The sequence below is a fragment of the Aminomonas paucivorans DSM 12260 genome, from assembly GCF_000165795.1.
Classification (GTDB): Bacteria; Synergistota; Synergistia; order Synergistales; family Synergistaceae; genus Aminomonas; species Aminomonas paucivorans.
The window spans coordinates 1,584,000-1,608,880 of the sequence record NZ_CM001022.1 but is presented as its reverse complement, the minus strand read 5'-3'; the positions used below and the strand labels follow the sequence as shown (position 1 = coordinate 1,608,880).

The following is a 24,881-nucleotide window of genomic DNA, read 5'->3' as shown; positions in this document are numbered from 1 at the left end:
GGAGCTGCATGGCGAAGTCCCTGAACGTCAATCCCAACCGCATGGAGCTGTCCCGGCTGAAGCGCCGCCTCGTGGTGGCGAAGCGGGGACACAAGCTCCTGAAAGACAAGCAGGACGCACTGATCAAGGAATTCCTGCAGCGGGCGCGGGATGTGAAGGCCCTCCGGGAAGCGGTGGAGGAGGAGCTGAAGCTCTGCTACCAGAGCTTTCTCCTTGCCCGGGCCCAGACGCTGCCCTCCATGTTGGAACAGGCGCTTCTGCTTGCGAGCGGCCGACTGGAGGTCCGCGGGACAAGTCGGAACGTCATGAGCGTCAACATCCCGGAGTACCAGCTCCAGGCGCAGGAATCCCGCCTGAGCTACGGGCTTTTGACGTCCCCCGGCAGCCTGGACGTTGCCTTGGAACGGTTCGTTCGGCTGTTGCCCAAGCTGATCCAGCTGGCTGCGGCGGAGAAGGCCCTTCGGCTCATGGCCACGGAGATCGAACGGACGCGACGCCGGGTCAACGCCTTGGAACACGTCCTGATCCCGTCGTTCATCGAGACGATCCGAGGGATTTCCATGAAGCTGGACGAGATGGAGCGGGCGAACCTGGGCCGCCTCATGCGGATCAAGGAAATCGTCCGGTCCCACTGACGGCAAACTCGAAACGCGGGGCGCTCCTGCAGCACGGGGCGCCCTCTTTTTTGGAAAGGGGTGGAATGCCGTGACCTTGGGATGCCAGGACCTTCCGCTTTATCCCTTCGAGGGAACCTTCCCGAAGATTGCCCCTTCGGCCTTCGTCGCCCCCACTGCGGCCCTTGTAGGGCGGGTGGAGTTGGGGGAACAGGCCAGCGTGTGGCACCATGCGGTACTGCGAGGGGACATCAACCGCATCGTCCTGGGGGCTCGAAGCAACATCCAGGACGGTTGTATCCTCCACGTGACGGAGGATCTGGAAGTCTGGGTGGGAGAGGACGTCACCGTGGGGCATGGGGCGATCCTTCATGGATGTCGCGTCGAAAACCGATGCCTGATCGCCATGAGGGCTACGGTGCTGGACGGAGCCGTGGTGGGGGAGGGCTCCATCGTTGCGGCAGGTGCCCTGGTCCCCGAAGGGGCCGTGATCCCACCAGGGAGCCTCGTCATGGGCCTCCCGGGGCGGGTGGTTCGTCAGACCCGGGAGGCGGACAGGGAAAAACTGGCGGAGCTTGCCTCGTCCTACGTGGAGCTGGCGCTTCGTTACCGGGGTTTGCGGTAGAGGAAGGGGCCGGCAGACTCAAAGCCGATTTTCTTGTACTCGAAGATCTGCTCCGTGGACCCCGTCATCAGATAGCCTCCGGGGCGCAGGGCGTTAAAGAATTTCTCGTACAGGGCGCTTTTGGTCTCCGGGGAAAAGTAGATCACCACGTTGCGGCAGAGGATGACGTCCATCCCCGAATCGAAGGGGTCCTTGATGAGGTTCTGCTGACGGAAGTTGACCTTTTCCTTGACCACGTTTTTGACCTGGACGGTGTTGGCGTCGATTTCCGAAAAGTACTTGGAGATCCATTCCGGGGGGGCGTTCACCAGCTGGCGCTTCTGGAAGATCCCCGCCTGCGCCTTTGCCAGGGCTCCCCGGTCGATGTCCGTGGCCAGAACGGGTTGGGGGTTGGTCAGGCCCGTTTCCAGGGCCAGGACGCCCAAAGAATAGGGTTCCTCTCCCGTGGCACATCCGGCGCTCCAGAGCTTGAGCTTCTTCTGTCCCGTTTCCTTGAAGATCAAGGGGAAAACCTTGTCTTTCAGCTCCCACCAGCGGTTTGCGTTCCGGAAGAACTCGGAAACGTTGATGGTCAGGTAGTCCAGGAACTCCCGAAGTTTATCCTCCCGGGTGGAGATGACTTTATAGTATTCGTCGTAACTTGTCACGTTCCACCGCTGCATCAGCATGTGGACACGCCGGTGGATTTGAAACTTGTAAGCGTTCAGGTCAATTCCCGTAAGCTCCTGAATGCGTTTCTTGAAGACCTCGTATTCAGGTGGTGCGGGGTAGGCCTTTTCTTCGATGGACACGGCATCCTCTCCCTTCATCCTGGACCGTCTGCTCCTGCCATTCTACGGAATGAAGGGGCTCCCCAGCAAGCGACCAACGCTGGACAGACGGGAAACTCTCCCTATACTGTTCCCGGGGGAGCATCCTTCCCAGTCGCTGTCGCCACGGCAGAGGAAAGTCCGGGCTCCGCAGGGCAGGATGCTGGAGAAATTCCAGTGGGCGCAAGCCCAAGGATAGCGCCACAGAAATCAAACCGCCTACGGGTAAGGGTGAAAAGGTGGGGTAAGGGCCCACCAGCCAACGGGTGACCGTTGGGCTACGGCAAGCCCCATCCGGAGCAAGATCGAATAGGGGAGGATGAGGCGGCCCGCCGACTCCCGGGTACGATCGCTCGATCCCCTTCGCGAGAAGGGGACCAGAGAAATGACTGGGCACGACAAAACCCGGCTTATGGGATGCTCCCCCGCTCCCACCATCCAACACTTCCCATCTGTCATGCAAACCCATTTCGTGCAAACCATCCCGACAGCGACTCCCCTTGGTCCCGGAAGAATTGGGACTAAAGGCCCATGGGGCGTGTCCTGTCCATGCTAGGGTGGTAAAAAGTGGCAGGAAGTGGCAAAGTATGGGGGGGATGGGCGTGCTTGTGGGAACCTTCGACCACCGAATGGACAGCAAGGGTCGCATGGTTCTCCCCGCACGCTTTCGGGAGGAACTGGGAAACCAGGTGGTAGCAACCATCGGCATCGATCGTTGCGTCGCCCTCTACTCCCTGCCCAACTGGCACCGTCTCCTGGAGAAGCTGCAGAACCTCCCCATGTCCAAGGGGAGGACCCGCGATTTTCTCCGGGTCCTTTTGGCTTCCGCCACGGAGATGGACTTCGATTCCATGGGCCGGATTCTCTTGCCCCAGTTCCTTCGGCAGCATGGGGACATCAAGCAGGAAGTCGCGGTCATCGGGGTGGGAGACCACTTGGAGATCTGGGACAGCAGCAACTGGACGATCCATCGCGGAGAGATCCTGGAGGCGTTGCCGTCCATTGCCGAGGAGGTCGAAGGCCTGTGATGCTCCACGTCCCCGTCATGCTTCAGGAGGTGCTTGAGGCCCTGCGCCCTTGGGAGGAGCAGGTCTGTGTGGTGGATGGGACCCTGGGGGCTGCCGGCCATGCCCGGGCCATCTTGGCGAATTGCCCCCGCTGTCGGTTGGTGGGGATCGATCAAGACCCTTCCGCCTTGGACGAAGCCCGTCTGAACCTGGCCCCCTACGGGGATCGGGTGACCCTGATTCCCGGGAATTTCCGTGATTTGTCCACCCTGCTTCCCCGCTACGAAATAAAGGTCTGCAGCGCCTTTCTCTTCGATCTGGGGGTTTCCTCCATGCAGATCGATCGGGAGGAAAGAGGTTTTTCCTTCCACGGGGAGGGGCCTCTAGACATGCGCATGGATTCGGGAACCCTCTCTCGGGGCGTCACCGCCGCGGACATCGTGAATTCCTGGGAACTGGGGGACCTGATCGGACTCTTCCGACGCTACGGGGAAGACCCCTTCGCGGTGCCCATCGCCCGAGCCATCGTGATGCATCGGGAACGCTACGGCCCTCTCATGACTACCGAAAGCCTGGTGGCCCTGATCCGTCGGACGTTGCCCGCGCCGGCTCAGAGAAAGGCGGGGACGCACCCGGCCCGGCGGATCTTCCAGGCCTTGCGGATCGCCGTGAACGACGAAATGGAGGCCCTTCGGGAGACGTTGGAATCCCTGCCCTCGTTCTGCGGGGATCCCTCCACGGTGGTGTTCATCACCTACCACTCCCTGGAGGATCGGTTGGTCAAGCAACACATGAAGACGTGGGCTGCCGAGGGAAAGGGGCTTTTGGTGACCAAGAAGCCCCTGGTGCCTCGGGAGGAGGAGATTCGAGAGAACAAACGTTCCAGAAGCGCGAAACTGCGGGTCTTTCGGTTCGGCCCCGTCCCCACCAGGGAGGAGCGGCGTGCGGCGAGGAGAAAGGAGGGGCGTTCCGGTGGGCTTCCCTCGGCATGAGATGTCCCGGCGCCTTTCCCCCTCGTTCCTCTTGGGGTTCGTCGCCCTGCTTTGCACGGCTCTGGGGTTGGGGGGGGTGCGGCTTTACAGTCTGTACCTGGAGCATCGCCTTTCGGAGGTTAGCCTGAGGATCGAAAAAACCCTGGACCGGAACGCGGAGCTGGAGAGGAAGCTGTCTTCTTTACTCTCCCCGCAGAGGGTGTATAGTGTTGCGCGGGTTCAGTTAGGGATGCTGCCTCCTCAGAAGATGACCCGCCTTTCCGTGGTCCTCGTCCCGAAAGAGGGGAGGTCCCGGCTCGCCACAGGCAGTTCCAGATCGCCCAATCGAAGAGAGTCCTTCATGGAAAAATCGTTGCGGTTGTTCGTCAATCAGGCCAATGCCCAGGATTAGGCCGAAACGCCCAGACGCCCGCTGGAAAAGCCGGAGCGCCTGGGCTTCTGTGTTTTTCGTCTTTTTCATTCTGGCGATCCAGACCGTGAAGGTGCATCTGTTTCCCGATCCTCGCGTGGTCAGCCAGGCCCGAAGGCAGTATTGGGCCCAGGTTCCGGTGAGCACTTCCCGGGGGGATATCCGGGATCGCAACGGGATCGCTTTGGCCCTATCCATCCCTGCCACCAGCCTGTTTATCGATCCGCAGTACTGGGATCCCCAAGGGGCGGATGCTCTGGTGGGGATTCTGGACCCCGGGGAGGCACGGCGCTTCAAGCGCCCCCTGTCCGGCCGCTTTCAGTGGGTGGCCCGCAAGCTTCCTCGGGACCGGGCCTCGCTTCTGGAAAAAAAGGAGATTCCCGGGCTGTTCGCCCTTCGGGAAAAGGCCCGGGTGTACCCCCACGGGAGCTTGGCGTCCCACGTGCTCGGATTTTGCGACATCGACGACAACGGGCTTTCGGGACTGGAGCTGGCTTGGAACAACGTGCTCTTCTCCCCCCCCCAGACGCGTCTCTTGGCGCGGGACGCCCGGGGGCGACTGCTGGACATGATCGGCTGCAACACGGGGGAGATTCGCGCGGGAGTCGGTAGCCTCCGCCTGACCCTGGATGCTCGCATCCAGCAGGTCGTGGAGTCCCGCCTGGCGCAGGGTGCCAAGGACGTGAACGCCCGCTGGGCCGCGGCGGTGTGCATGGATCCGCACACGGGCGCGCTTCTGGCCGTGGCCAGTTTTCCAGGGTTCGACCTGAACCAGAGAGGGCACTTCCAGAACCAAGAGGCTTTGCGGAACAACGTCCTGGGGCGAGTTTACGAGCCCGGATCGACGTTTAAACCTCTCGTCATGGGTTTGGCTCTGGAGGAAGGCGTGGTAGGGCTTTCGGATCGTTTCTTCTGTACCGGCAGCATCGCGGTGGCCGACAAGGTGATGCGGGATGTGAAGCGGGGTGGGCATGGGGTGCAGGATCCCGCGCAGGTGCTCGTCAATTCCTGCAACGTGGGCATGGCCATGGTAGGGATGCGGCTGACCCCCTTCCGCACCTACGGGCTGCTTCGGGCACTAGGCTTTGGAGAGCGCTCCGGGGTGGACCTGGCGGGAGAGGAGGAAGGGCTCCTCAAACCTCCGGAGCAGTGGCTGGGGACGGTGCCGGCGAACATCGCCATCGGCCAGGGGATTGCCGTGTCGCCCCTTCAGTTGGCTACGGCCATCTCCGCCATCGCCAACGGGGGACACCTTCTGAAGCCTTATGTCGTCTCGGACGTCCGGAACGGCAAGGGAGAGACGATCCACCAGGGCAAGCGGAGGGAGCGGGCGACGGTCTTTTCCGAAAGCACCGCCGCGTGGCTTCGCAAAGCCATGAGGCGAGTCGTCTCCGAGGGGACGGGCAAGGGTGCGAATACCCCGCTTGCGGAGGTGGCGGGCAAGACCGGGACCGCCCAGATCGCCTCGGGGGGGGAGTACTCCAAGGGAGGGCATGTGGCTTCCTTTGTGGGGTTCTGGCCCGCTTCGAGGCCGCAGTACGTGCTCCTGGTGGTGTTGGGGGAGCCCCAAGGGGCCAGGTACTACGGCGGCGAGCTGGCGGCCCCCCTGTTCCGCCAGATCGTGGAGGATCTGGTGCAGCTTCCCTTGGGGAAGACATCCTAATCTACGGCAGAAGAAGGTGTGGCCATGTATCTGAACGATCTTCTGGCTCGGCTTCATGAAGATCCTTCCTCTCCCAAGCTCCTTTCCCCGAGGGGGGACAACCCTTGGATCGATAGGGTGGTGCACCACAGCGGCAACGTGGCGCCGGGAAGTCTGTTCGCTTGCGTCTCGGGAGGGAAGGCGGACGGGCATCGTTTTGCAGCCTCCGCCCTCGACCGCGGCGCCGTGGCTCTCTGTGTCGAACGGGCCTTGGATCTTCCCGTTCCGCAGGTCGTGGTGCCGGACGTGCGACGTTTCATGGGACGCCTTGCAGCGGTTCTCTACGGCGAGCCCGCGCAGCGGCTGACCCATGTGGGCATCACCGGAACCAACGGGAAGAGCACCACGACCTACATGCTCCGTTCCGTCCTTCAGAGCGCCGGAGTCAAGACGGGGCTTCTGGGCACCATCGTCTACCACGACGGGGACAAGGAGCTGGAGGCGGACCGAACCACGCCGGAGAACACCGACATCCAATCCTTTCTGGCCCGGATGGTGTCCAACGGCTGCGGAGCCTGTGTCATGGAGACCTCTTCACATGGGCTGGAACAGGGACGCATCGAAGGCTGCCGCTTCGACCGAGGCGGGTTCACCAACCTTTCCCCGGAGCACCTGGACTACCACGGAACGGAGGAGGCCTATTTCCAGGCGAAGAAGCTCCTGTTCGAGGAATACATGAAACCTTCCTGGAAAGGAGCGTCCAACCGGGACGATGCCTATGGACGCCGTCTTCTCGAAGCCTACCCCGAGAACCTGGTGGGGTACACCCGAGAAGAGCCGCGTCCCGGAGATCTGGGAGCGACTTTGAAGAGCTTCGATCTGACGGGGATGTGTCTGGACCTGACCCTGCCGGATGGCCGGGTTCTACCGGAGGTGCACCTTCCCCTCATCGGGACCTACAACGTGGAGAACGCCCTGGCCTGCGCCGCCCTGGCGCGAACTCTGGACATCGACGGAGAGACCATCCGGCGAGGGCTTGCTTCCATGCCTCAGGTCCCGGGACGGCTGGAGCGCTATTCCCTTCCGGGCGGGGTCACCTGCGTCATCGACTATGCCCACACCCCCGACGGTCTCGAGAAGGTTCTGTCCACCCTGAGGCATGTCTGCCGAGGCCAGCTCTGGTCGGTTTTCGGCCATGGGGGAGAGAGGACGACAAGCCACAGGAAGGCCTTGGGAGAGCACGCGGGGCGCTTGGCGGACCGCGTGGTGGTGACCATGGACAACCCCCGCAGCGAGGACCCCGGGGCCATCGCCGAGCAGATCGTGGGGGGGATCCAGGGTTCCGGAGCCGCCACCCCCTGGGAAGTGCGTCTCGACAGGGGAGAGGCTATCCGGTTCGCCCTCGACGGAGCCCAGCCGGGGGATGTGGTCCTCGTGTCCGGGAAGGGGCCCGAGCGGAACATCATCTTTGCGGACCGTCTCGTCCCCTTCGAGGACCGCGCCGTCGTCCTGGAGTGGATGCAGGGCCACCCCTCCGTAGGGGGAGAACAGGACCCTCATGACTGCTGAGCGCTTCCGTACTCATGAGGTAGCCGCCCTCTTCGGGGGAGGGGCAGAGGGTCCGGATCGTCCCTTCCCCTTCTCCGTCTGCTACGACAGCCGCGAAGTGACCCCGGGCTGCGTCTTCGCAGCTCTGCCGGGGGAGCGCACCGATGGGCATCGGTTCGTGGGGGACGCGGTGGCCGGGGGAGCCTCGGCCGTTCTGGCCCTTCGCGGACCGGGGAGGGAGGCGAGGGCTTCCCTTCCCGGGTCTGCCGATGTCGCGTGGGTGTTTGTGGACTCCGTGGAGGATGCCCTGGTGACCCTGGCCCGTCAATGGAGGGAGCGGGTTGCCCCGAAGGTGTACGGCATCACCGGATCCGTGGGGAAGACCACCACCCGGGACCTGATCCTGCGGGTGCTGGCTTCCGTGGAGCCTTCCCATGGTGCGCCCAAGAGTTACAACACCCGGATCGGGTGCGCGTCCACGGTCCTGGGGATGCCCCCGGACACCCGTAACCTGGTTTTGGAGTACGGGACGAACCACCCGGGGGAGATCTCAGCGCTGGTGGCGTCCTTCCCCCCTCAGGAGCTGTTCCTCACGGAGGTCTGCCCGGCCCACCTGGAGGGGTTGGGGGACGTTCAGGGGGTTCTGGCGGCGAAGTTGGAGCTCTTGGAATCCCGTCAGGCGGAACGAGTGACCTATAACTTTGATAATGCACTTCTTCGGGACGCCCTTCATGCCTCCTTCTCCGCGGAGCGATCCCTGGGAGTTGGGGTGTCGGGGGGGGAGGTGAGGATCGAGCGTGCGGAGCCGCGTTGGACCTCAAAGGGTCCCGTTCTGGACCTGCATCTGCGCGAGGCGGGGCGGAGCTGGAGCTTTGCCTCCCGCCTTTGGGGACGGCAGCATGCCTATGCCTGGGCCTTTGCCTGGTCCGTGGCCCTCCGACGCGGCGTCGGGGAGGAGGCACTCCGGGAGGTGGCGGAGACCTCCCTGCCCCTTCCGGGACGAGGAAGAGTCCTGTCGGATCGGGAGGGATTGTGGATTCTCGACGAGACCTACAACGCCAACCCCGCCTCCATGGGGGTTGCCTTGGAAAACCTCCATCTCCTGTCCTCCCAGGGAGCCGGGGTGTCCTGGGCCATTCTGGGGGGCATGAGGGAACTGGGGGAGACCAGCCCGCACTGGCACCGGGAGATCCTGGGAAAGCTGCGAGGGGTGGATGGTGCCGTCTTGGTGGGGGAGGAGTGGGCTCCCCTTCGGTCCGACCTTCCCGATCAGGTCCGGTGGGTCCCCGACACGGCGGTTCTCTTGGAGGAAGGGGGGCCCGTTCTGCCGAAACACGCCCTCCTCCTGCTCAAGGGGTCCCGTTCCTACGGTCTGGAGCGTCTCTTGCCCTTGTTCCGGGGGGACGCAGCCTGATGGCCCCCCCTGCCGTTGGACTGATCCTGCTGGCCCTCGGGGTGTTTGGGGTGGAGGTGCTGTTGCAGGAATGCTGGATCCGCTTTTCCCTGCGCCGTCGCATGAGCCAGGTCCAGAAGGCCTACGGCCCGGAACGGCACATCCTGGAGAAGGGTAAGACCCCCTCCATGGGGGGGGTGGTGTTTCTGGCGGTTCCCCTGATGCTGGCGGGCGTCCGGGTCTGCCGGGGCGAGCCCTTTTCTTCCAGTGACTGGGTGCTGTGGTCCCTGCCCCTGTGCGTGGGGTTCGTAGGGTACTGGGATGACTTTCTCAAGCAGTGGCGCCGTTCCAGCGAAGGCCTTCGCAGCCTCCAAAAACTGGTGCTGCAGCTTCTGTTCTCCCTTCCCTGGTGCGTCGCCGTCTCGTGGGCAGGGGTGGACCTGTGGCCCGGATGGACCGTGCCCTTTCCCCTGGCTCTTCCGCTGCTTCTCTTCGTAAGCACGGGAATCCAGAATGCCGTCAACGTCACCGACGGGTTGGACGGGTTGGCCGCCGGAGCCATGGTCCTGTCCCTGACGGCACTGCTTCCCTTCGTGCAGGGAGGGGTTCGGGAGGCCGCCGTCGGGGGTTGGGCCCTGTGTGCCGCCTTCCTTTGGCACAACGGGCATCCTGCCCGGGTCTTCATGGGCGATGGGGGAGCCCATTTCCTGGCGGGGCTTCTGCTGAGCCTTTGCGTGGCCGCCCGCGCCTTGGTTCTGGTGGTTCCGCTGGGCTTTCTGTTCGGGGTGGAGATCCTGTCCGTCTCCCTTCAGTTGGTGGCGATCCACCGCTTTGGGAGGCGGCTTTTTCGGATGAGTCCCCTGCACCATCATTTCGAGTTGATCGGTTGGCCGGAGACCCGCATCGTCACGCGGTTTTGGTTGGTCCATCTGTTGGGCATGGGCGGGATCTGGGTTTTGTTCCAACGTTTTTGGGGAGGGGCGAACGGATGAAGAACCTCCGGCAATGGGAGGGCAAACGGGCGACGGTGTTCGGAGCCGGGGTCAGCGGCCTTGCCCTGGCAGAACTGGCAAAGGATTTGGGCATGGAGGTCTTCGTGACCGAACAGAGGCCTTTGGAAGAGGGAGCCCGGGAGCGGCTGCGTTCCAGGGGCATCGGCTTCGAGGAGGGGGGGCATACGCCCCGTGTCTTTGAAACGGACCTCTTCCTGTTGGGATCCGGGATCGCCCCTCGGGTGCCCCAGATCCAGCAGGCCCTGAGTCAAGGGGTGGAGGTGATGGGGGAACTGGATTTCGTCTCCCCCTTCCTGCGCGGTTCGCTCCTCGGGGTTACGGGGAGCAACGGGAAGACCACCACCACCTCTCTGATCGGGCATCTGCTGCGGGAAGAAGGGGTCCGGGTTTCCGTGGCGGGAAATATCGGAAATCCTCTTGCCTCCGCAGTCCGCGAGGAAGCGGAATGGGTGGTGGCGGAACTCAGCAGCTTCCAGCTTCACTGGGCCCGGCGGCTTCGTTGTTCCCTTGCCGTGGTGACGAACCTGGCGCCGGACCACATCGATTGGCACGGCTCCTACGAGGCCTATGTGGATGCCAAGGCCAACCTGGTTCGGGCGTTGGATCCCACGACCGGCATGGCCATCGTGCAGCGTTCGGAGCTTCCCCTCCTGCCTCCCGTTTCCCAGACCATCCCCCTTTCCTGGACAGAGGATGGGGAAGGGGAGGAGGGGGGGGTGACCTTGATCCGTTCCCGTCGCGAGGCCCTCCTTTCTTTCCCCGGCTTGGGAAAACGCCGGTTGTTCTCCTTCGACGCTCTTTCCCTGCTGGGGGACCACAACCTGGAGAACGCGGCCATGGCGGCGACGGCGACAACTCTGGTCCTGAAGGATGCACCGAAGCACGTGGAGGAGGCCCTGACCCGTTTCGTCGCTCCTCCCCATCGTTGCCAGCTGGTTCGGGAACTGGGGAAGGTCCGATTCGTGGACGATTCCAAGGGGACCAACGTGGCGGCCACGATGACCGCCCTGACCAGCCTCCCGGGCACGAAGGTCATCCTCCTGGGGGGACAGGGCAAGGGAGAGAGCTACGGTTCCCTTGCCAAAGCCGTCACGGAATGGGCCCGCTTCGCGGTTCTTTTCGGAGAGGAAGGAGAGAGAATCGGGAAGGCTCTGGATGATGCGGGCTACCATCGCTGGTCTTTGGTCAGGAGCCTGAACGAGGCGGTCCCGTTGGCCTACGACAAGGCGGAGGCCGGAGACTCGGTGCTGCTTTCTCCTGCCTGCACGAGTTGGGACCAGTACCGAAACTACAAGGAGCGGGGCGATCATTTTCGAGATCTGGCCTGTTCCCTGAAGGAGAGACCTGAGCTTGGTGTTTCCTGAGCCGAACAGCTACGGGGAAGGAACCTTGAGCCAGGAAGGGGCGTCCGGAGTCCGGCCGGATCCCCTGATCTGGCTGATCCCTCTGTTTCTCACCGGACTGGGGGTGTTGGTCATCACCTCCACCACCAGCCCCTTGGCCTTCGCCAACGAGGGGACGCCCTTCTCTGTGGGATTGCGCCAGTTTCGGTGGCTCCTGGTGGGGATCCTGGGTCTCCTTTTCGCATGGTTGGTCCCCACCCGTTTCTGGCTTCGGACCAGCGGGCTCTGGTGGTTTTGTGCTCTCCTACTAACCTTTGCAACCCTGATCCCGGGAGTTGGGGCATCCGTTGGTGGGGCTCGGCGTTGGATCCGTCTGGGAGGGCTTTCCATCCAGGCGGGGGAGCTGCTTTTCCTGGCCCTGACGGTTCATCTGACGAAGATCTTGTACCGGGACCAGCAGGACACCGTCCGGGCTTTCGTCAAGACCTTGATCCTCCTTTCCCTCTCCTCGATCCCTCTGCTTCTGCAACCCGATCTGGGGACCACGATCCTGGTGTTCTCCGTCTGCATGGGGCTGTTCGTGGAGAAATACGGGTGGAAGCTTCCGCTCCTGACCTCCTTTGGAGGGTTGGCGGCGCTGATTCCCCTGATCCTCCTTGCGCCCTACCGCCTCCGGCGCATCTCTGCCTTTCTGGATCCCTGGAAGGATCCACTGGACACGGGGTTTCAGGCGATCCAGGGACTCATCGCCTTCAACAACGGGGGCGGTTTCGGCACGGGTTTGGGGCATGGCTTCCAAAAACTGCAGTATCTTCCCGCCGCGTACACCGACTTCCTCTACGCGGCCCTGGGGGAGGAGCTGGGTCTACTGGGAACGCTGGGGGTGCTTGCCCTTTATGGTTGTTGGACTCTGCGGCTTTATCGTCTTTATATGAGAACCGAGGATCCCCTTCGGGCGTCTCTGTTTTGGGGACTGACCCTGACGGTGATCCTTCCCCTGTTCATCAATCTGGGAGGGGTCACGAAGATGATGCCCCTCACGGGCATGCCCCTTCCCTTCCTCAGCTACGGAGGAAGTTCCCTTGTCACCATGTGGTTTCGAATCGGGCTCCTTCTTCGTCTATGCAGGGAAGAACCGATGGAAGTGGAGGAGAGGACATCATGATTCGTCGCATCCTGCTGGTGGCCGGGGGAACGGGGGGGCACGTCTGGCCCGCCATCGCCTTTGGGGATTGGGTAAAGAGGCATCATCCGGAGGTCCACCTGGGCTACCTCACGGGGATGCGCTCCCTGGAGCTGGAGATGTACCGAAGCGCCGGGTTGGACCCCCACATCATCTCCCTGGAGGGGTCGCCGTTGGGGGCCCCCCGCGGGCAGCGACTGCGACGTTGGCGCCAGCAGTTTCAGGGTCTTTCCCAGTCTGCGGAATGCTTCCGGGAGGAGCGCCCCGATGCCTGCGTCCTCTTCGGGGGGTATCTCTGTTTTCCTTCTCTGTTGGTGGCAAAAATGAGGGGGATTTCCGCTCTGGTGCACGAGCAGAACGCCTGGGCGGGAAAGACCGCCAGGCTCGCTTCCCGCATGGGGGTTCCCGTGGCCTCGGGGTGGGATCGATGTGCCCCCTTCGCGGAAGGGCGATTCACGCCCGTGGGGGTCCCGGTGCGTTCCTTCCATCTGGTCTCCCGGCAGGAAGCCTGGCAACGCCTGGGTTTGGAGGGGGAAGCCCCGTCGGCGCCCATCGTGGCCGTGATGGCCGGGTCTCTCGCAAGCCACCCCCTGTTCCTTCAGGTACAGAATCTGGCGCGGGAAGATGCCTTTGCCTCCTGGACCTTCCTCTTTTTGGGTGCCAGCAGTTGCCTGGATCGCCAAGGGAACCGAATCCTCCTGCCGAGGCGGTGGGATGTGGAGTTCCTCTATTCCGTGGCGGATTTGGCTGTCCTTCGTGCGGGGGCCTCTACCCTGACGGAGGTTCGCCTCGCGGGGCTCCCGGCGCTGGTGGTCCCCTGGAGACATGCGACGGGAGACCACCAGAGGGCGAATGCTCTGCAGTTTTGTCGAGACAACGTCGGGCAGATTTGGGATGAAACGACAGGCACGGAGGAAGAATTAGCCACACAATTGAAACGGTTGGAGGCGAGCAGGCAGGAACACCCCAGATCGGGACGAGACATGTATAATGCGGCAGAAAGAATCAGTTCCGACCTATGGCGTGTTCTCATCGCCCCTCTAGGCGAAAGGAGAGGTCTCTTGTGAATAAGGCTTTTCCGCTCCGGCTACAATCCATGCATCACATTCATCTCATGGGCATCGGTGGTGCCGGTATGAGCGGGTTGGCCCTCCTTCTGAAGGATATGGGCTTTGCCGTGAGCGGTTGCGACATGGTCCACACTTCCTATGCGGAGAAGGTGGTCCAGCACAAGATCGAACTTGTTCTGGGACATCACCAGGATCATCTGGAGCGGTTTTCCCCGGACCTGCTGGTCTACACCAGCGCCATTTCCGAAGAACACCCGGAGATCCGTGCAGCCCGGGAGCGAGGCATCCCCGTGGCGCGACGGGCCGAGGTCCTGAGCGACCTGTTCAATCGCCGGAGGGGGATTGGAGTGGCGGGAACCCACGGGAAGACGACCACGTCCTCCATGATCGCCCTCATCGCGGAGAACGCGGGGATTTCCCCTACCGTGGCGTTGGGCGGGGAATTATGCGACATCGGATGCAACGCCAAATTGGGTTCCGGAGAGACCATGGTAGCGGAGCTGGACGAGAGCGACGGCAGCTTCGAGCTGTTCTCCCCGGAGATTGCGGTGGTCACCAACATCGATTGGGATCACGTGGACCACTACCCGACCTACGAAAGCGTGGGCGATGCGTTTCATCGCTTCGCTCTCGGGAAGAAACCTGCTGGATCCCTGGTTCTCTGCGCCGAAGACGCCGGGACGAGGAGACTGGCGGAGCGTCTCCATGAGGACGGCCTGGCGTCCGAGACCCTTTATACGTACGGTTGGGGAACTTCCTGGACCTGGGGAGCCACGGACGTGACCCCTCTCCCGGGGGGGGGGATCCGCTGCTTGGTCCACTTCCGGGGTACGCCTCTTGGCACCTTATCCCTTCGCGTTTCGGGGGAGCACAACGTCCTCAACGCCCTGGCCGCCTGCGCGGCCTGCTCCATCGTCGGGATTCCCTTCGAGGTTTCTTGCCGTGCCTTGAGCACCTTCAAAGGGGCCAAGCGGCGCCTTCAGAGGGTTGGGGCGGCGGAAGGAGTGGAGGTATACGACGACTACGGGCACCATCCCCGGGAAATCCATGCGACCCTCCGTGCCCTGCGGGGCGCCTTTCCCCATCGTAGGCTTCTTGTCCTCTTCCAACCTCATCGCTTTACCCGGACGGCTGCCATGTTCCGGGAGTTTGCGACTGTGCTGACCGGCGCGGACCGGGTCCTCCTTTTGCCCGTTTATGGAGCAGACGAAACCCCCATCCCCGGCGTGGGATCCCACCTCATCGCAGAGGCCTTCCCGAAAGAGGGTCCCACCAGGCTGGATCTCTGCGGTTCCTTTTCGGAGGCGGTGGAAGTGGTCCTGCGGGAGAGAAGGGATCAGGACGTCGTCCTGACCGTGGGTGCTGGGAACGTCTGTCTCCTTGGGGAGAGGATTCTCGATTCCCTCAAGCGGGAAAGCTCCCTCGCTCATGCGGTGGCTGTGGGAGCTTGACCGAAAAGGACTGTGTTCGGTCCTTTCCCGGGAGTCCTTGAAGCACTGGAACACCTGGGGCGTGGGGGGAGTGGCTCCCTTGGTCCTGCGCCCTCGCACCTTCCCAGTCCTTCGGGACATCTGCGTCGCCGCAAAGCAGGAGGGTGTCCCTCTGCACCTCCTCGGGGAGGGGAGCAACGTGCTCGTCCCGGACGAAGGGCTTCCCGGGTGGGTGTTGCTTCTTCGTGATGATCCGACCCCTCCTGCTTTGCTGGGTACGCGGGGTCCCCTCCGGGAGTTTCGCGTCCCCGGCGGCGTTTCTTTGAGGAGGCTGGTTTCCTGGTCCCTGAGGAGGGGGCTTTCGGGGCTGGAATTTGCTCTGGGCATTCCTGGGACCCTTGGAGGGGCCCTCGCGGGGAATGCGGGCGCCCAGGGAGATTCCATCGGGGACCATGTGAGCTTCTTGGAGATCCAGGAGGAGGACGGGGTTGTGCGGAGGTGTGCCCGGAGCGACCTCTCCTTTGCCTACCGCACCTCTCCCTTCCAGAAGGAGAAAACCCTCATCCTGAGTGCAGGTCTTCTCCTGGCCCCGACGGAAGAGGCGGAACTGAGGCGGCGGGCTCGAGCCTTCGGAGACCTGCGGCGTAACCAACCTCGGATGTGCAAGACCGCAGGGTGCGTGTTCCGAAATCCCCCGGGCTTCAGCGCAGGTCGACTTTTGGACTTGGCGGGCTGCAAGGGGTTGGTGCGAGGAGGGGCGCGCGTGTCCCCCCGACACGCCAACTTTATTGAGAACGTTCAAGACGCCTCCGCCAGCGATATCCTGGAGCTGGCCTTGCAGTGCCGGGAGCGAGTGGCGAACGCTCATGGGGTCAACTTGGAGTTCGAGGTGAGGCTTCTTGGACCGACCCCATAGGGTCTTCCCCGATCCGAAGCAGAGGGAAAGGGCTCGTCGTTGGAAACGTCGTCTCCTTCTTTTGGGGCTTCTCTGCGGGCTGTTCTACGCTCTGGAGGGCAAGACCCATGCCTTTCGGCTGCTGGCCCTGAGGACCGTGCCCAGCGGGGTGCTCCCCGAGGCTCTCGCCTGGGAGATCGTTCCCGGCAGCGCCCAGAGATTCTGGCCTCTTCTTCTGCTTCATCGCGGGGACATCGAGCGATCCCTGGGCGAGCGGTATCCCGTGACTGCACGGATGCGCCTTTCCGGTTGGGGGGAGTTCTCGGTTCAGGTGACCCCCCTGCAGCCCCAGCTTCGGCTTCACTGGCAGGATCAGGTGTGGCTGGTGGATGCGGACGGGCGCATCTGGAAGGCCAACCTTCATCAGAATACGCAGGTGCGAGGGCTCCGGATCCCCCAAGGCCCTTTGGTATACTGGGGGGCGGGAATGCCCCCTCCCCTTTCGGGGGCGGAGCTTCGCGGGGACGTTTCCTCGTCCTCCGTTTCGGTGGCGCAAATCCAAGGCTGGTTGCAGGCATTGGAGGGTTTGTCCTGGCTGGGGGTTTTGGATGCCCTCTCGGTGCGTCGAGAGGACGGCACGACTCGGCTTCTCGCCTCCTTTCGACGAGGAGACCTGCGGGTTCGTCTCCTCCTTCCCACGGAGGACCATGCGTGGCCCCAGCTGCTTGCGGCGCTGGAAACCCTGTGGAGCCAGTCTCCTCCTGGAGGAGGGCACCTCTTGGTGGATGCCACGTATAAGGATAGAATCATTGTCAGGAGCGAAGACGTGACAGGGAAAACGAACTGAATTCCAGTCGGGGGGGCTTCTCTTGTTCAAAAAAGGTTCAACCTCCGCGGCCCAGAGAGACCCGGAACTGCTGGTGGGACTCGACCTTGGGACGAGCAAGGTAGCGGTGGTGGTCGCTGAAAGGGAAAGCCGCACGGGAGAGGCCCAGATCATCGGCATCGGACACTCCCCATCCCAGGGAATTCGAAAGGGCTTGATCGTCAACCTGGATCAGGCTATCCGTTCGGTCAAGCAGGCGGTGGCGGATGCCCAGAACATGGTGGGCCTGGAACTGGACGAGGCCACGGTTGCCTTCAGCGGCAGCGATGTGCTGAGTGTCCGGTCCAAGGGCATGGTGTCTCTGGGACGTTCCCCCCGGCCGGTGATGCAGTTGGACGTGGAGCGGGTCATTGAGGCTGCCCAGACGGAGGTGGCTGTTCCGGCAAACCAATCGGTCCTTCATACCATCCCCGTGGAGTACTCCCTGGACGGCCATGGAGGGATCGACGATCCCCTCGGGATGACGGGCATGCGGTTAGAGATCGATCTCCAATCCGTGATCGTCCCCACGGCGGCTCTGCAGAACGTGCTGAACTGCGTGGAGAAGGCGGGGCTGGAGGTGACGGGGCTGGTCATCAAGCCCCTGGCGTCCGCCCTGGGTTCTCTTTCTCCCGAGGAAGCCATGGCGGGGGCCGTGGCGGTGGACGTGGGAGGGGGCACCACGGGGGTGGCGGTCTTCTCCGAAGGGCGTCCCCGAAGGCTTTCCATCATCCCCGTAGGGGGGGACCATCTCACCAACGATGTGGCCTGCGTGCTGCGCATCCCCCTGAGCAAGGCCGAGGAGATCAAGCGGGAGATCTCCCTCTTCGGCGATCCGGAAGCTCAGGACGAGACCATCGATTTCGAGATCCGGGGGAGGAATTATTCCTGCCCCGTTCGGGACGTGGCGGACATCGTCAAGTGCCGCATCGAGGAGCTTTACGGGGTGTTGGTGAAGTCCGAGGTCGCCGAGGCGGGATTGCCGATGCTCCCTGCCGGGCTTGTCCTCACCGGGGGAGTGGCAAAGACCAACGACCTGGACGGCTTCGTCTCCGAGGTCCTGGACATGCCCGCTCGGGCCGCTTTCCCCCTGGATTCGGGCAGGATGCCTCCCGGGCGTAACGGGTTCGAGTATGCCTGCGCGGCGGGGATCATCCGGTACATGCTGGAGCGGGAGCGGAATCCGTTCCGGTACATGGAGCCCTCCCTGGACCAGATCAAGCGACAGGGGCCCACCCTGAGGGGGGGCGACGAGAGGCCCAAGCAGGTGCCGAAGAAGCCCGCTGGTCCCTCGGGGCTGGAGCAGATGCTGGACACCCTCAAGAAGTCCTTTCGGGAACTTTTTTAACTTAAGGCCGCAGGAGGTATCCCACCATGTCTGAAGTCTTTCAGATCGAAAAACCCGAGCGGCCCTACCGGGAAGTCATCAAGGTTGTGGGAGTCGGAGGCGGCGGAAACAACGCCTTGAACCACATCATCCGAAACGGAGTCGGAGGGGTGGAGTTCATCTCTGCCAACACCGATGTGGCGCATATGGAGATGTCCGAGGCCCATGCGAGGATCGTTCTGGGCCGCGAGTTGACTCGAGGACTGGGGGCGGGGGCCAATCCGGAGATCGGCCTCAAGGCCGCCCAGGAATCCCGGGAGGAAATCCGAGCGGTCCTGGAAGGGGCCGACATGGTGTTCCTCACCGCCGGGATGGGGGGGGGGACCGGTACCGGAGCCACACCGGTCATCGCCAGCGTGGCCAAGGAGACAGGGGCCCTGGTGGTGGCCGTGGTGACCCGTCCGTTTCTCTTCGAAGGAAAACGGAGGATCCAGCAGGCTCAGCTGGGCATCGAGCGTCTCCGAGAACAGGTGGACGCGCTGATCGTGATCCCCAACGACCGTCTCCTGGAACTCACGGAAAAGAAGACCTCCCTGGCGGAGGCGTTCAAGCTGGCCGACGAGGTCCTTCGCCAGGCTGTGGAAGGGGTCACGAGCCTGATCCTGCGGCCGGGACTGGTGAACGTGGACTTCGCGGACCTGCGCACCGTCATGAGCAACGCGGGCTCCGCCATCATGGGCATCGGGGAGGGGCACGGAGAGAACCGGGCCACCGTCGCGGCCCGAAACGCCATCCAGAGCCCCCTTATGGAAAACCCCATGGCGGGGGCGAAGGGCGTCCTCTTCAACGTCACCGGGGGAGCCAACGTGGGCATCCACGAGATCCAGGAGGCCGCTCGGGTCATCAACGAGGCGGCGGACGAAGATGCCACCCTCATTTGGGGGCACGTCCTGGAGCCGGGCATGGAGGATCGCATCCAGATCATCGTCATTGCCACGGGGTTCTCCGAATCTGCCAAGGCGAGTCCCGCGGCGCTGCGCCATCCCGCTTCCGGGCCCGCTGCAGTTCGCTCCTCCGGGTATTCCTCTCCCGGCACTTCGGCGAAGGAGAGACCGGCCGCCACTCCCGGGAGGGTCTGCCTGGAGCTGGAGGAGTCGGAGGTGCGCACGGCGGGAGGAAACACGGAGGAGGACCTCTTCAAGCTCAGCGGCGTTCCCACGAATCAGTTGGATGTCCCCGCATTCGTCCGCAGGAGAAAACCCTCCTGAAGGGGAGAGCCTCCAAGACTCCCTGCGCCCCTCGGGGTGGAGTGACGGGTTGGAAGAGCTGGAAGACCTACAGAGAGGACGAGTCCTGGGTGGAGCCGCTCCCCAAGGGGGGGGACTTGCCTTGGGCTCTGTTTTACCCCGCCTCTTACGAGGTCGGCAGCGCCAACCTGGGGATGCACCACGTCTACCGGGCGCTGCGCCGCTCGGGAGTGGGGGTGGAGCGGTTCTTCCTCGGCCCCCAGTCGCCCTACCGATCCGTAGAAAGCGACACCCTTCTGGAACGATTTCCGATCATCACCGCAGGAATCGCCTACGAGAACGACGTTTGGTCCCTGATGGCCTGGCTTCAGGGGGCCTCCATCCCCCTTTCCTGGAAAGAGCGGGGGCAGTGCAGGGGGGCTCCTTTGGTGGGGGTAGGAGGAAGCCTCACGTCCATCAATCCCCTGTCCCTGTATGCCCTTTGCGATTTCATCGTGTTGGGGGACGGGGAGGTTTCTCTGGCCGATGTGGTGGCCCGTCTTCGGCGGGGGAGGGGGGGGCGGGAAGATCAGTGGGAGGCTTTGTCGGAGCTTCCCCACGTGCTGGTGCCTCCCCTGTGGGGCCGAAGGGGGGGGCCCTCTTCCGGCCCGGGAAAGGCCCAGGCGCTGGAGCCCCCAAATGCCGCCAGCGCCTGGGTGACCCCAAGGTGTACCTTTGGGAAGACCCTGCTGGTGGAGCTTCAGAGGGGCTGTCGGAGGGGTTGCCGCTTCTGCACACTTCCTCGCTGTTTTACTCCCTTGAGGCGTCTTCCGTTTCCCGAGGCGCTCTCGCTTTTGGAGAAAGCGGCCCGGGGTACCTCCTTCGAGCAGGTGGGACTCATCACTCCCGAGGCGGGGGATTATCCGGAGATCCGGGGCCTCCTGGAGCGGCTGACGGCGTTGCGCAAGAGCGTCTCCTTTGCCTCGCTTCGCCTGGATTCTCTGGATGCCTTCATGGTCGACTCTCTGCACCGAGGGGGCAGAACGGCCCTGACCCTCGCCCCCGAGGCGGGTACGGAGGCCCTACGAAGGAGCTGCGGCAAGCCCTTCACGGACGAACTGATCCTGCAGAAGGCAAGGCTGGCCGCTGAGAGAGGGCTGCGTCAGGCGAAGCTCTATTTCATGTTAGGGCTTCCAGGGGAGGAGGAGGAGGACGTGGCCGGGATGGCATCCCTGACGGAGTCCCTGCTTCAGGAGACACGCCTCTCCTTGGTGCTTTCGGTGAACCCTTTCGTCCCCAAGCCGGGGACCCCATGGGGGGAGGAAGCCTTCCTCTCTGCGGAGGTCTACGAGAGACGGACGTCGTTTCTCCGGGAGAGCCTGCTTTCCCGGGGGAGACGGCGCCGGATCTCCTTCCGCTTTGCAAGCCACAGGGAGGCCGCGCTGGAGTATGCTCTTGGCTGGTCCTCCTCCGAGGACAGCGAGGAAACGTTGGACCGTTTTTTGGCGGGAGAAAGGGCGCCGACCCCTCCACGGCGCGACCAAGCCCGGAGGGAGCTGGAAAGGCTGGGATTTTTCCGTTCCCCGCATCGTGAGAACCCCGCAGATCATGGGAGGTGCTTTCCTTGAGCCAACGCCGGTCCCGATCCTACAAGCAGAAGCATTCTCTCTCCGCTTTCGGGCAGCTTGCCCTTCCCCTGGCGGCACTGGTGGCGGTGGGAATCCTGGTGCTGGGAGTCCGTCTGTTCTTCCAACCCCAGACACCGTCCCCGGATGCCCCTCCTCCGGCACAGGTCTCCCAGGAGCCCTCCCCGACGGCGGAGCCGGAGGTCGTAGAGGTCTCCCTCACTCCCACCCCTGCCCCAAAGCGCAAGGCCGTGGTCACTCCTGGGGTGGTCAGGGTTCCCAAGGCGGAGCCGGAGGTGGAGGCCAAACCGACCCGAAAGCCCCTTCCCACGGCGGTCCGGAAGAAGACCCCTTCGGCGGCCCCTACCCCTAGGCTTTTGACGACTCCGAAACCTCACCCCACGGTACAGCCTTCTCGGGTTCCCCCCTCTCCGGGGACGGGTGCGCCGGGCTTTTGGGTTCAGGCGGGAGCGTTCTCCTCCCGGGAGGCGGCGCAGGCTCTGACGGATCGGCTCCAGAAGGAGGGATTCCGTCCCCAGATGCAGGAGGCCAAGGTGGGGGAGGGGACGTTCTTCCGCGTCCGCGTCCCCGGCGGAAACAGCCGGGAGGCGGCGGAGGCGGTGGCGGCTTCCCTGGGGGCCAAGGGATTCCCCACCCAGATCGTCCCGCCTCGTGCCAAGCCCCAGGGGGAATGACCCGTGAACGTCCTTAGGGAAGTGGCGCCTCGGGAGGAAGTCCTGACGAAGGTCATCCGAGAGCTTGGGTTCCCCTGGGAGCTTCCTCCCCGGGAGACGCCCTTGGCCCTGGAGGATGCCGCTGGGTTCCCCCTGGGGGAGACCCTTGTGGCGTCTCAGGACCACCCGCCCTTTTCCCGAAGTCTGCGAGACGGCTTTGCGGTCCGCTGTGAGGAGACCGCCGGAGCGTCTCCGGGAACTCCCGCCTTCCTGCGCCTTGCGGGGGAGGTCCCCATGGGAGGTCCTGCCTCGGAGCCCCTTCGCCGGGGGGAAGTCCTGTCCATCCACACGGGGGGGATGCTTCCCCCCGGGGCGGATGGGGTGCTGATGCTGGAGGATGCCACGGTCACCGCCGGGTGGGTGGAGGCTCGAAAAGCCCTGCAGCGGGGCGAAAACGTGGTCTTCCAGGGGGAGGAATACCGCAGAGGAGACTCTCTCCTGACCGCGGGCTCCCGTCTGGACGAACGCCACGTGGGGATTTTCGCGGCGCTGGGGAAAGGCGTGGTGCCCGGGGTCGACCTCTCTGCCACGGTGCTGAGCACGGGAGATGAGGTGGTCCCCCTGGAGACGGACCCCGTGCCCCAGGGCTGCGTTCGGGACGTCAACGGGTGGTTTCTGACGGGGTTCCTCCGCCGAAGGGGGTTTCGTGTGCGCCACGGGGGCATCCTTCGGGATGACCCGGAAGCCCTTGCGACAGGGTTCCAGCGGGCCTTCGAGGAGAGCGACCTGATCCTTCTGAGCGGGGGCTCTTCGGTGAGCGTTCGGGATCACTGTGAGGAGATCCTGTCGCAGATCCCCGCTCCGGGGCTGATGGTCCGGGGGGTCAACATCCAGCCCGGAAAGCCCACCCACCTTGCGGGTTCCCTTGTCCCCCGCCGGTTGGTGGTGGGTTTTCCCGGACACCCCCTCGCCTGCGCCACCGTGGCCTACACGGTGCTCCTCCCCCTCTTGGGGGCCTGGATGGGATCTCCGGAAACCTGGACCTGCAGGAAGGAAAGGGTCACCCTGCTTCGAGATCTCGTCGCCCGCGCGGGGGTGGAGGAGTTCGTCCCGGGGCGATGGACGCCCCAAGGCGTGGTCCCGCTTCCCTCCGCTTCGGGCTATGTGGCGGCGCTTCGTGAAGCGGACGGGTTCCTCCGGTTCCCCCAGGAGCGCGAGACGGCCCGATCCGGCGAGGAGGTGGAGTTCTGGTGGATTCCGCGCTGAGTTGTCGGGAGCATCTTCCCAGGGAAGAGGCTCTTCAGATCCTTCGGGACCGTTTTGCCCCCCTTCCTGCGCGGCCCGTCCCCCTGGAGCAGGCCTCCGGGGAGGTGTTGGCGGAGGAGGTGGTGGGGGCTCGAAACGTGCCCCACTATCCTGCTGCGGCGGTGGACGGGTATGCCCTTGCCTCCGAGGACACCGCCCAGGCCAGTCCCGCCAGGCCGGTGCTTTTGTCGCGGGACCGGTTCTGCTGGGTCAACACGGGGGGGGCGGTCCCTCCTTCCTGCGATGCGGTGGTGATGGTGGAGGATACCTCCGAGGGACCGGACGGGCTGGTGGTGGTTCGGGCAACCCCTCGGGGGCAGAACGTCCGCCCCGTGGGGGAGGACGTCCTGGCCGGACAGGTTCTGGCCCGCCCCGGGGATCCCGTGACCCCAGCCCTGCAGGCGCTGCTCCTCTGCGCGGGGGTTCGAGAGATCCCCGCCCTCCCGAAACCCCGGGTTCTCTTCATCCCCACGGGGGATGAGATCCTCTCCGTGGAGGAATGGTTCCGAAGCGGAGCGACTCCTCCGCCGGGAACCGTGGTGGAGAGCAACTCCCTCCTCCTGCGGGGGTTGTTCCGTGGGTGGGGGATGGACCTTCATGTCCACCCCCTTGTGCCGGACGACCCCGTCCAGATCCGGCAGGCCCTGGACGAGGGAGCGGAGAGCTACGACGTGGTCCTCCTCGGAGCAGGGTCGGCCAAGGGCAAAAGGGATCATTCCGCCTCAGTCCTTCGGGAAGGGGGTGGGCTCCTCTTTCGCTGGCTTTTGATGAAGCCGGGGCGACCCGCCATGGGGGGAGCCTGGAAGGGCAAGCCGGTCCTCGTCCTGCCCGGTTTCCCCATGTCCACCGCGGTGGTGGCCTGGGGGCTGGTCCATCCTTTTTTGGAACACCTCGCCTCCTCGTCCGTCCCGTCGGGGGAAGAGCTTTGCTCCTCCCTGGGATGCGGGGAGCCGCAGGAATGTCGTCTTCTGGTCCCCCTTTCCTCGGCCCAGGGGATGGAGGATTGGGTGCGGCTCAAGTGTGCCAGGATCCGGGATCAGGTCGTGGCCTGGCCGCTCTCCACCGGGGCGAGCTCCCTCTTCGCCCTGGCAGAGTGTGATGCCCTGGGGGTCCTGCCCCGGGAAACCCTGGAACTGCCCAAGGGTAGCCCGTTATCCTTCTACACCCTGAAACGTATGGACCTGGACAGGACCGTCCTGTTCCAGGGGTCCGACGACCCGGCCTTCCAGAGGCTTGCCAGCCGTGTCCGCCTTCGGGGGGCGCAGGTGGCGATCCGCACCGTGGGAAGCCTGGGGGGGCTTGCGGCGTTGGCTCGGGGGGAGGCCCACCTGGCGGCCTGCCATCTTCTGGATCCCCAGACCGGAATCTACAACGATTCCTTTCTGGCTCAGTTCGACCCCCAGAGACAGTGGTGGCGTCGACGCCTCTATTACCGGGAACAGGGGCTCATCGTGCCTTCGGGGAACCCTCTGGGTCTTCGGACCATCCGAGACTTGGCGGCGCGGGGGATTCGGCTGGCCAACCGTCAACCTGGGGCGGGGACTCGGGTGCTCCTGGACCACCTTCTGGGGCGGGAGGGGATCCCTCCTGCGGGACTGGAAGGCTACGATATCCAGTGCGTCTCCCACATGGAGGCGGCCAATCGGGTGGCAAGCGGTCAGGCGGATGTGACTTTGGGCATCCGAGCCGCAGCGGAGGCGTTGGGGCTGGATTTCATCTCCTTGGCGGTGGAACCCTTTGAGATTGTCGGACCTAGGGAGTTCGAGGGGCATCCAGCCTTAGAAGCCCTAATGTCCTGCCTGGAGGATCCGGCGTGGAGGCTGCAGATTGAGGCCTTGGGAGGATATCGATGGAGTCTTTGACGGATCGCTTCGCCAGAAAACTGA

The 24,881-nt window shown here is 64.0% G+C and carries 21 protein-coding genes and 1 other RNA gene; 21 read left to right on the top strand and 1 reads right to left on the bottom strand.

Annotated features, from left to right (window positions below; all coding sequences use genetic code 11):
* Positions 1 to 8: 8 nt before the first annotated feature.
* Together APAU_RS07555 and APAU_RS07550 are read left to right on the top strand one after the other, a co-directional pair.
* Entirely contained in the window at positions 9 to 635 is a 627-nt protein-coding gene (locus APAU_RS07555) for a V-type ATP synthase subunit D (RefSeq protein ID WP_006301124.1), read from the top strand.
* 70 nt (positions 636 to 705) lie between these two features.
* Positions 706 to 1,239: a gamma carbonic anhydrase family protein gene (locus APAU_RS07550; protein WP_006301123.1), complete on the top strand. Its 534-nt coding sequence runs from the start codon at positions 706 to 708 to the stop codon at positions 1,237 to 1,239.
* Here APAU_RS07550 and APAU_RS07545 read toward each other — a convergent pair.
* The gene (locus tag APAU_RS07545; protein ID WP_006301122.1) at positions 1,221 to 2,048 is read right to left on the bottom strand and encodes a CheR family methyltransferase; all 828 of its coding nucleotides are present in this window, start codon (positions 2,046 to 2,048) and stop codon (positions 1,221 to 1,223) included. The two genes, APAU_RS07550 and APAU_RS07545, sit on opposite strands and share 19 nt — an antisense overlap.
* A gap of 99 nt (positions 2,049 to 2,147) precedes the next feature.
* On the opposite strand from APAU_RS07545, the gene rnpB reads away from it, so the two are divergent.
* The 19 genes from rnpB to APAU_RS07450 all read left to right on the top strand — a co-directional run bounded on the left by rnpB (position 2,148) and on the right by APAU_RS07450 (position 24,857).
* Positions 2,148 to 2,476, top strand: an RNA gene (gene rnpB, locus APAU_RS12795) — RNase P RNA component class A.
* A gap of 168 nt (positions 2,477 to 2,644) precedes the next feature.
* Positions 2,645 to 3,076: a division/cell wall cluster transcriptional repressor MraZ gene (gene mraZ / locus APAU_RS07540; protein WP_408626245.1), complete on the top strand. Its 432-nt coding sequence runs from the start codon at positions 2,645 to 2,647 to the stop codon at positions 3,074 to 3,076.
* On the top strand, positions 3,076 to 4,047 hold the full coding sequence (gene rsmH / locus APAU_RS07535; protein ID WP_198003998.1) for a 16S rRNA (cytosine(1402)-N(4))-methyltransferase RsmH: 972 nt from the start codon (positions 3,076 to 3,078) through the stop codon (positions 4,045 to 4,047). Before mraZ ends, rsmH begins: the two co-directional genes overlap by 1 nt.
* A gap of 440 nt (positions 4,048 to 4,487) precedes the next feature.
* Positions 4,488 to 6,119 carry a peptidoglycan D,D-transpeptidase FtsI family protein gene (locus tag APAU_RS07525; RefSeq protein ID WP_232207709.1) on the top strand — a complete coding sequence of 544 codons (1,632 nt, stop codon included), beginning with the start codon at positions 4,488 to 4,490 and terminating at the stop codon, positions 6,117 to 6,119.
* Positions 6,120 to 6,143: 24 nt separating this feature from the next.
* Positions 6,144 to 7,667: a UDP-N-acetylmuramoyl-L-alanyl-D-glutamate--2,6-diaminopimelate ligase gene (locus tag APAU_RS07520; protein ID WP_006301117.1), complete on the top strand. Its 1,524-nt coding sequence runs from the start codon at positions 6,144 to 6,146 to the stop codon at positions 7,665 to 7,667.
* Entirely contained in the window at positions 7,657 to 9,060 is a 1,404-nt protein-coding gene (locus APAU_RS07515) for a UDP-N-acetylmuramoyl-tripeptide--D-alanyl-D-alanine ligase (RefSeq protein ID WP_006301116.1), read from the top strand. Before APAU_RS07520 ends, APAU_RS07515 begins: the two co-directional genes overlap by 11 nt.
* On the top strand, positions 9,060 to 10,031 hold the full coding sequence (locus tag APAU_RS07510; protein ID WP_006301115.1) for a phospho-N-acetylmuramoyl-pentapeptide-transferase: 972 nt from the start codon (positions 9,060 to 9,062) through the stop codon (positions 10,029 to 10,031). The genes APAU_RS07515 and APAU_RS07510 overlap by 1 nt, the downstream gene beginning before the upstream one ends.
* Positions 10,028 to 11,416 carry a UDP-N-acetylmuramoyl-L-alanine--D-glutamate ligase gene (murD, locus tag APAU_RS07505; RefSeq protein WP_006301114.1) on the top strand — a complete coding sequence of 463 codons (1,389 nt, stop codon included), beginning with the start codon at positions 10,028 to 10,030 and terminating at the stop codon, positions 11,414 to 11,416. Before APAU_RS07510 ends, murD begins: the two co-directional genes overlap by 4 nt.
* Complete coding sequence (locus tag APAU_RS07500) at positions 11,406 to 12,560, top strand: FtsW/RodA/SpoVE family cell cycle protein (protein ID WP_232207830.1); 1,155 nt, start codon at positions 11,406 to 11,408, stop codon at positions 12,558 to 12,560. Before murD ends, APAU_RS07500 begins: the two co-directional genes overlap by 11 nt.
* Entirely contained in the window at positions 12,557 to 13,645 is a 1,089-nt protein-coding gene (locus APAU_RS07495; RefSeq protein ID WP_006301111.1) for a UDP-N-acetylglucosamine--N-acetylmuramyl-(pentapeptide) pyrophosphoryl-undecaprenol N-acetylglucosamine transferase, read from the top strand. The genes APAU_RS07500 and APAU_RS07495 overlap by 4 nt, the downstream gene beginning before the upstream one ends.
* Before the next feature lie 29 nt (positions 13,646 to 13,674).
* Positions 13,675 to 15,099, top strand: a complete 1,425-nt coding sequence (murC, locus tag APAU_RS07490; RefSeq protein ID WP_040344983.1) for a UDP-N-acetylmuramate--L-alanine ligase — start codon at positions 13,675 to 13,677, stop codon at positions 15,097 to 15,099.
* Complete coding sequence (murB, locus tag APAU_RS07485; protein WP_006301109.1) at positions 15,077 to 15,994, top strand: UDP-N-acetylmuramate dehydrogenase; 918 nt, start codon at positions 15,077 to 15,079, stop codon at positions 15,992 to 15,994. The genes murC and murB overlap by 23 nt, the downstream gene beginning before the upstream one ends.
* A 61-nt stretch (positions 15,995 to 16,055) precedes the next feature.
* Entirely contained in the window at positions 16,056 to 16,820 is a 765-nt protein-coding gene (locus APAU_RS07480; protein ID WP_040344981.1) for a hypothetical protein, read from the top strand.
* Between the two features lie 22 nt (positions 16,821 to 16,842).
* Positions 16,843 to 18,186: a cell division protein FtsA gene (gene ftsA, locus APAU_RS07475; protein WP_006301107.1), complete on the top strand. Its 1,344-nt coding sequence runs from the start codon at positions 16,843 to 16,845 to the stop codon at positions 18,184 to 18,186.
* 26 nt (positions 18,187 to 18,212) lie between these two features.
* Positions 18,213 to 19,433 carry a cell division protein FtsZ gene (gene ftsZ, locus APAU_RS07470; RefSeq protein ID WP_006301106.1) on the top strand — a complete coding sequence of 407 codons (1,221 nt, stop codon included), beginning with the start codon at positions 18,213 to 18,215 and terminating at the stop codon, positions 19,431 to 19,433.
* 41 nt (positions 19,434 to 19,474) lie between these two features.
* The gene (locus APAU_RS07465; protein WP_006301105.1) at positions 19,475 to 21,019 is read left to right on the top strand and encodes a B12-binding domain-containing radical SAM protein; all 1,545 of its coding nucleotides are present in this window, start codon (positions 19,475 to 19,477) and stop codon (positions 21,017 to 21,019) included.
* Positions 21,016 to 21,711 (top strand): SPOR domain-containing protein, encoded by a 696-nt coding sequence (locus APAU_RS12595; protein ID WP_006301104.1) that lies wholly within the window; start codon positions 21,016 to 21,018, stop codon positions 21,709 to 21,711. The genes APAU_RS07465 and APAU_RS12595 overlap by 4 nt, the downstream gene beginning before the upstream one ends.
* Positions 21,712 to 21,714: 3 nt before the next feature.
* A complete protein-coding gene (locus APAU_RS07455) occupies positions 21,715 to 22,956 on the top strand; it encodes a molybdopterin molybdotransferase MoeA (RefSeq protein ID WP_006301103.1) in 1,242 nt (413 codons plus the stop codon).
* Positions 22,941 to 24,857 carry a substrate-binding domain-containing protein gene (locus tag APAU_RS07450; RefSeq protein WP_006301102.1) on the top strand — a complete coding sequence of 639 codons (1,917 nt, stop codon included), beginning with the start codon at positions 22,941 to 22,943 and terminating at the stop codon, positions 24,855 to 24,857. Before APAU_RS07455 ends, APAU_RS07450 begins: the two co-directional genes overlap by 16 nt.
* The last annotated feature ends 24 nt before the right edge of the window (positions 24,858 to 24,881 follow it).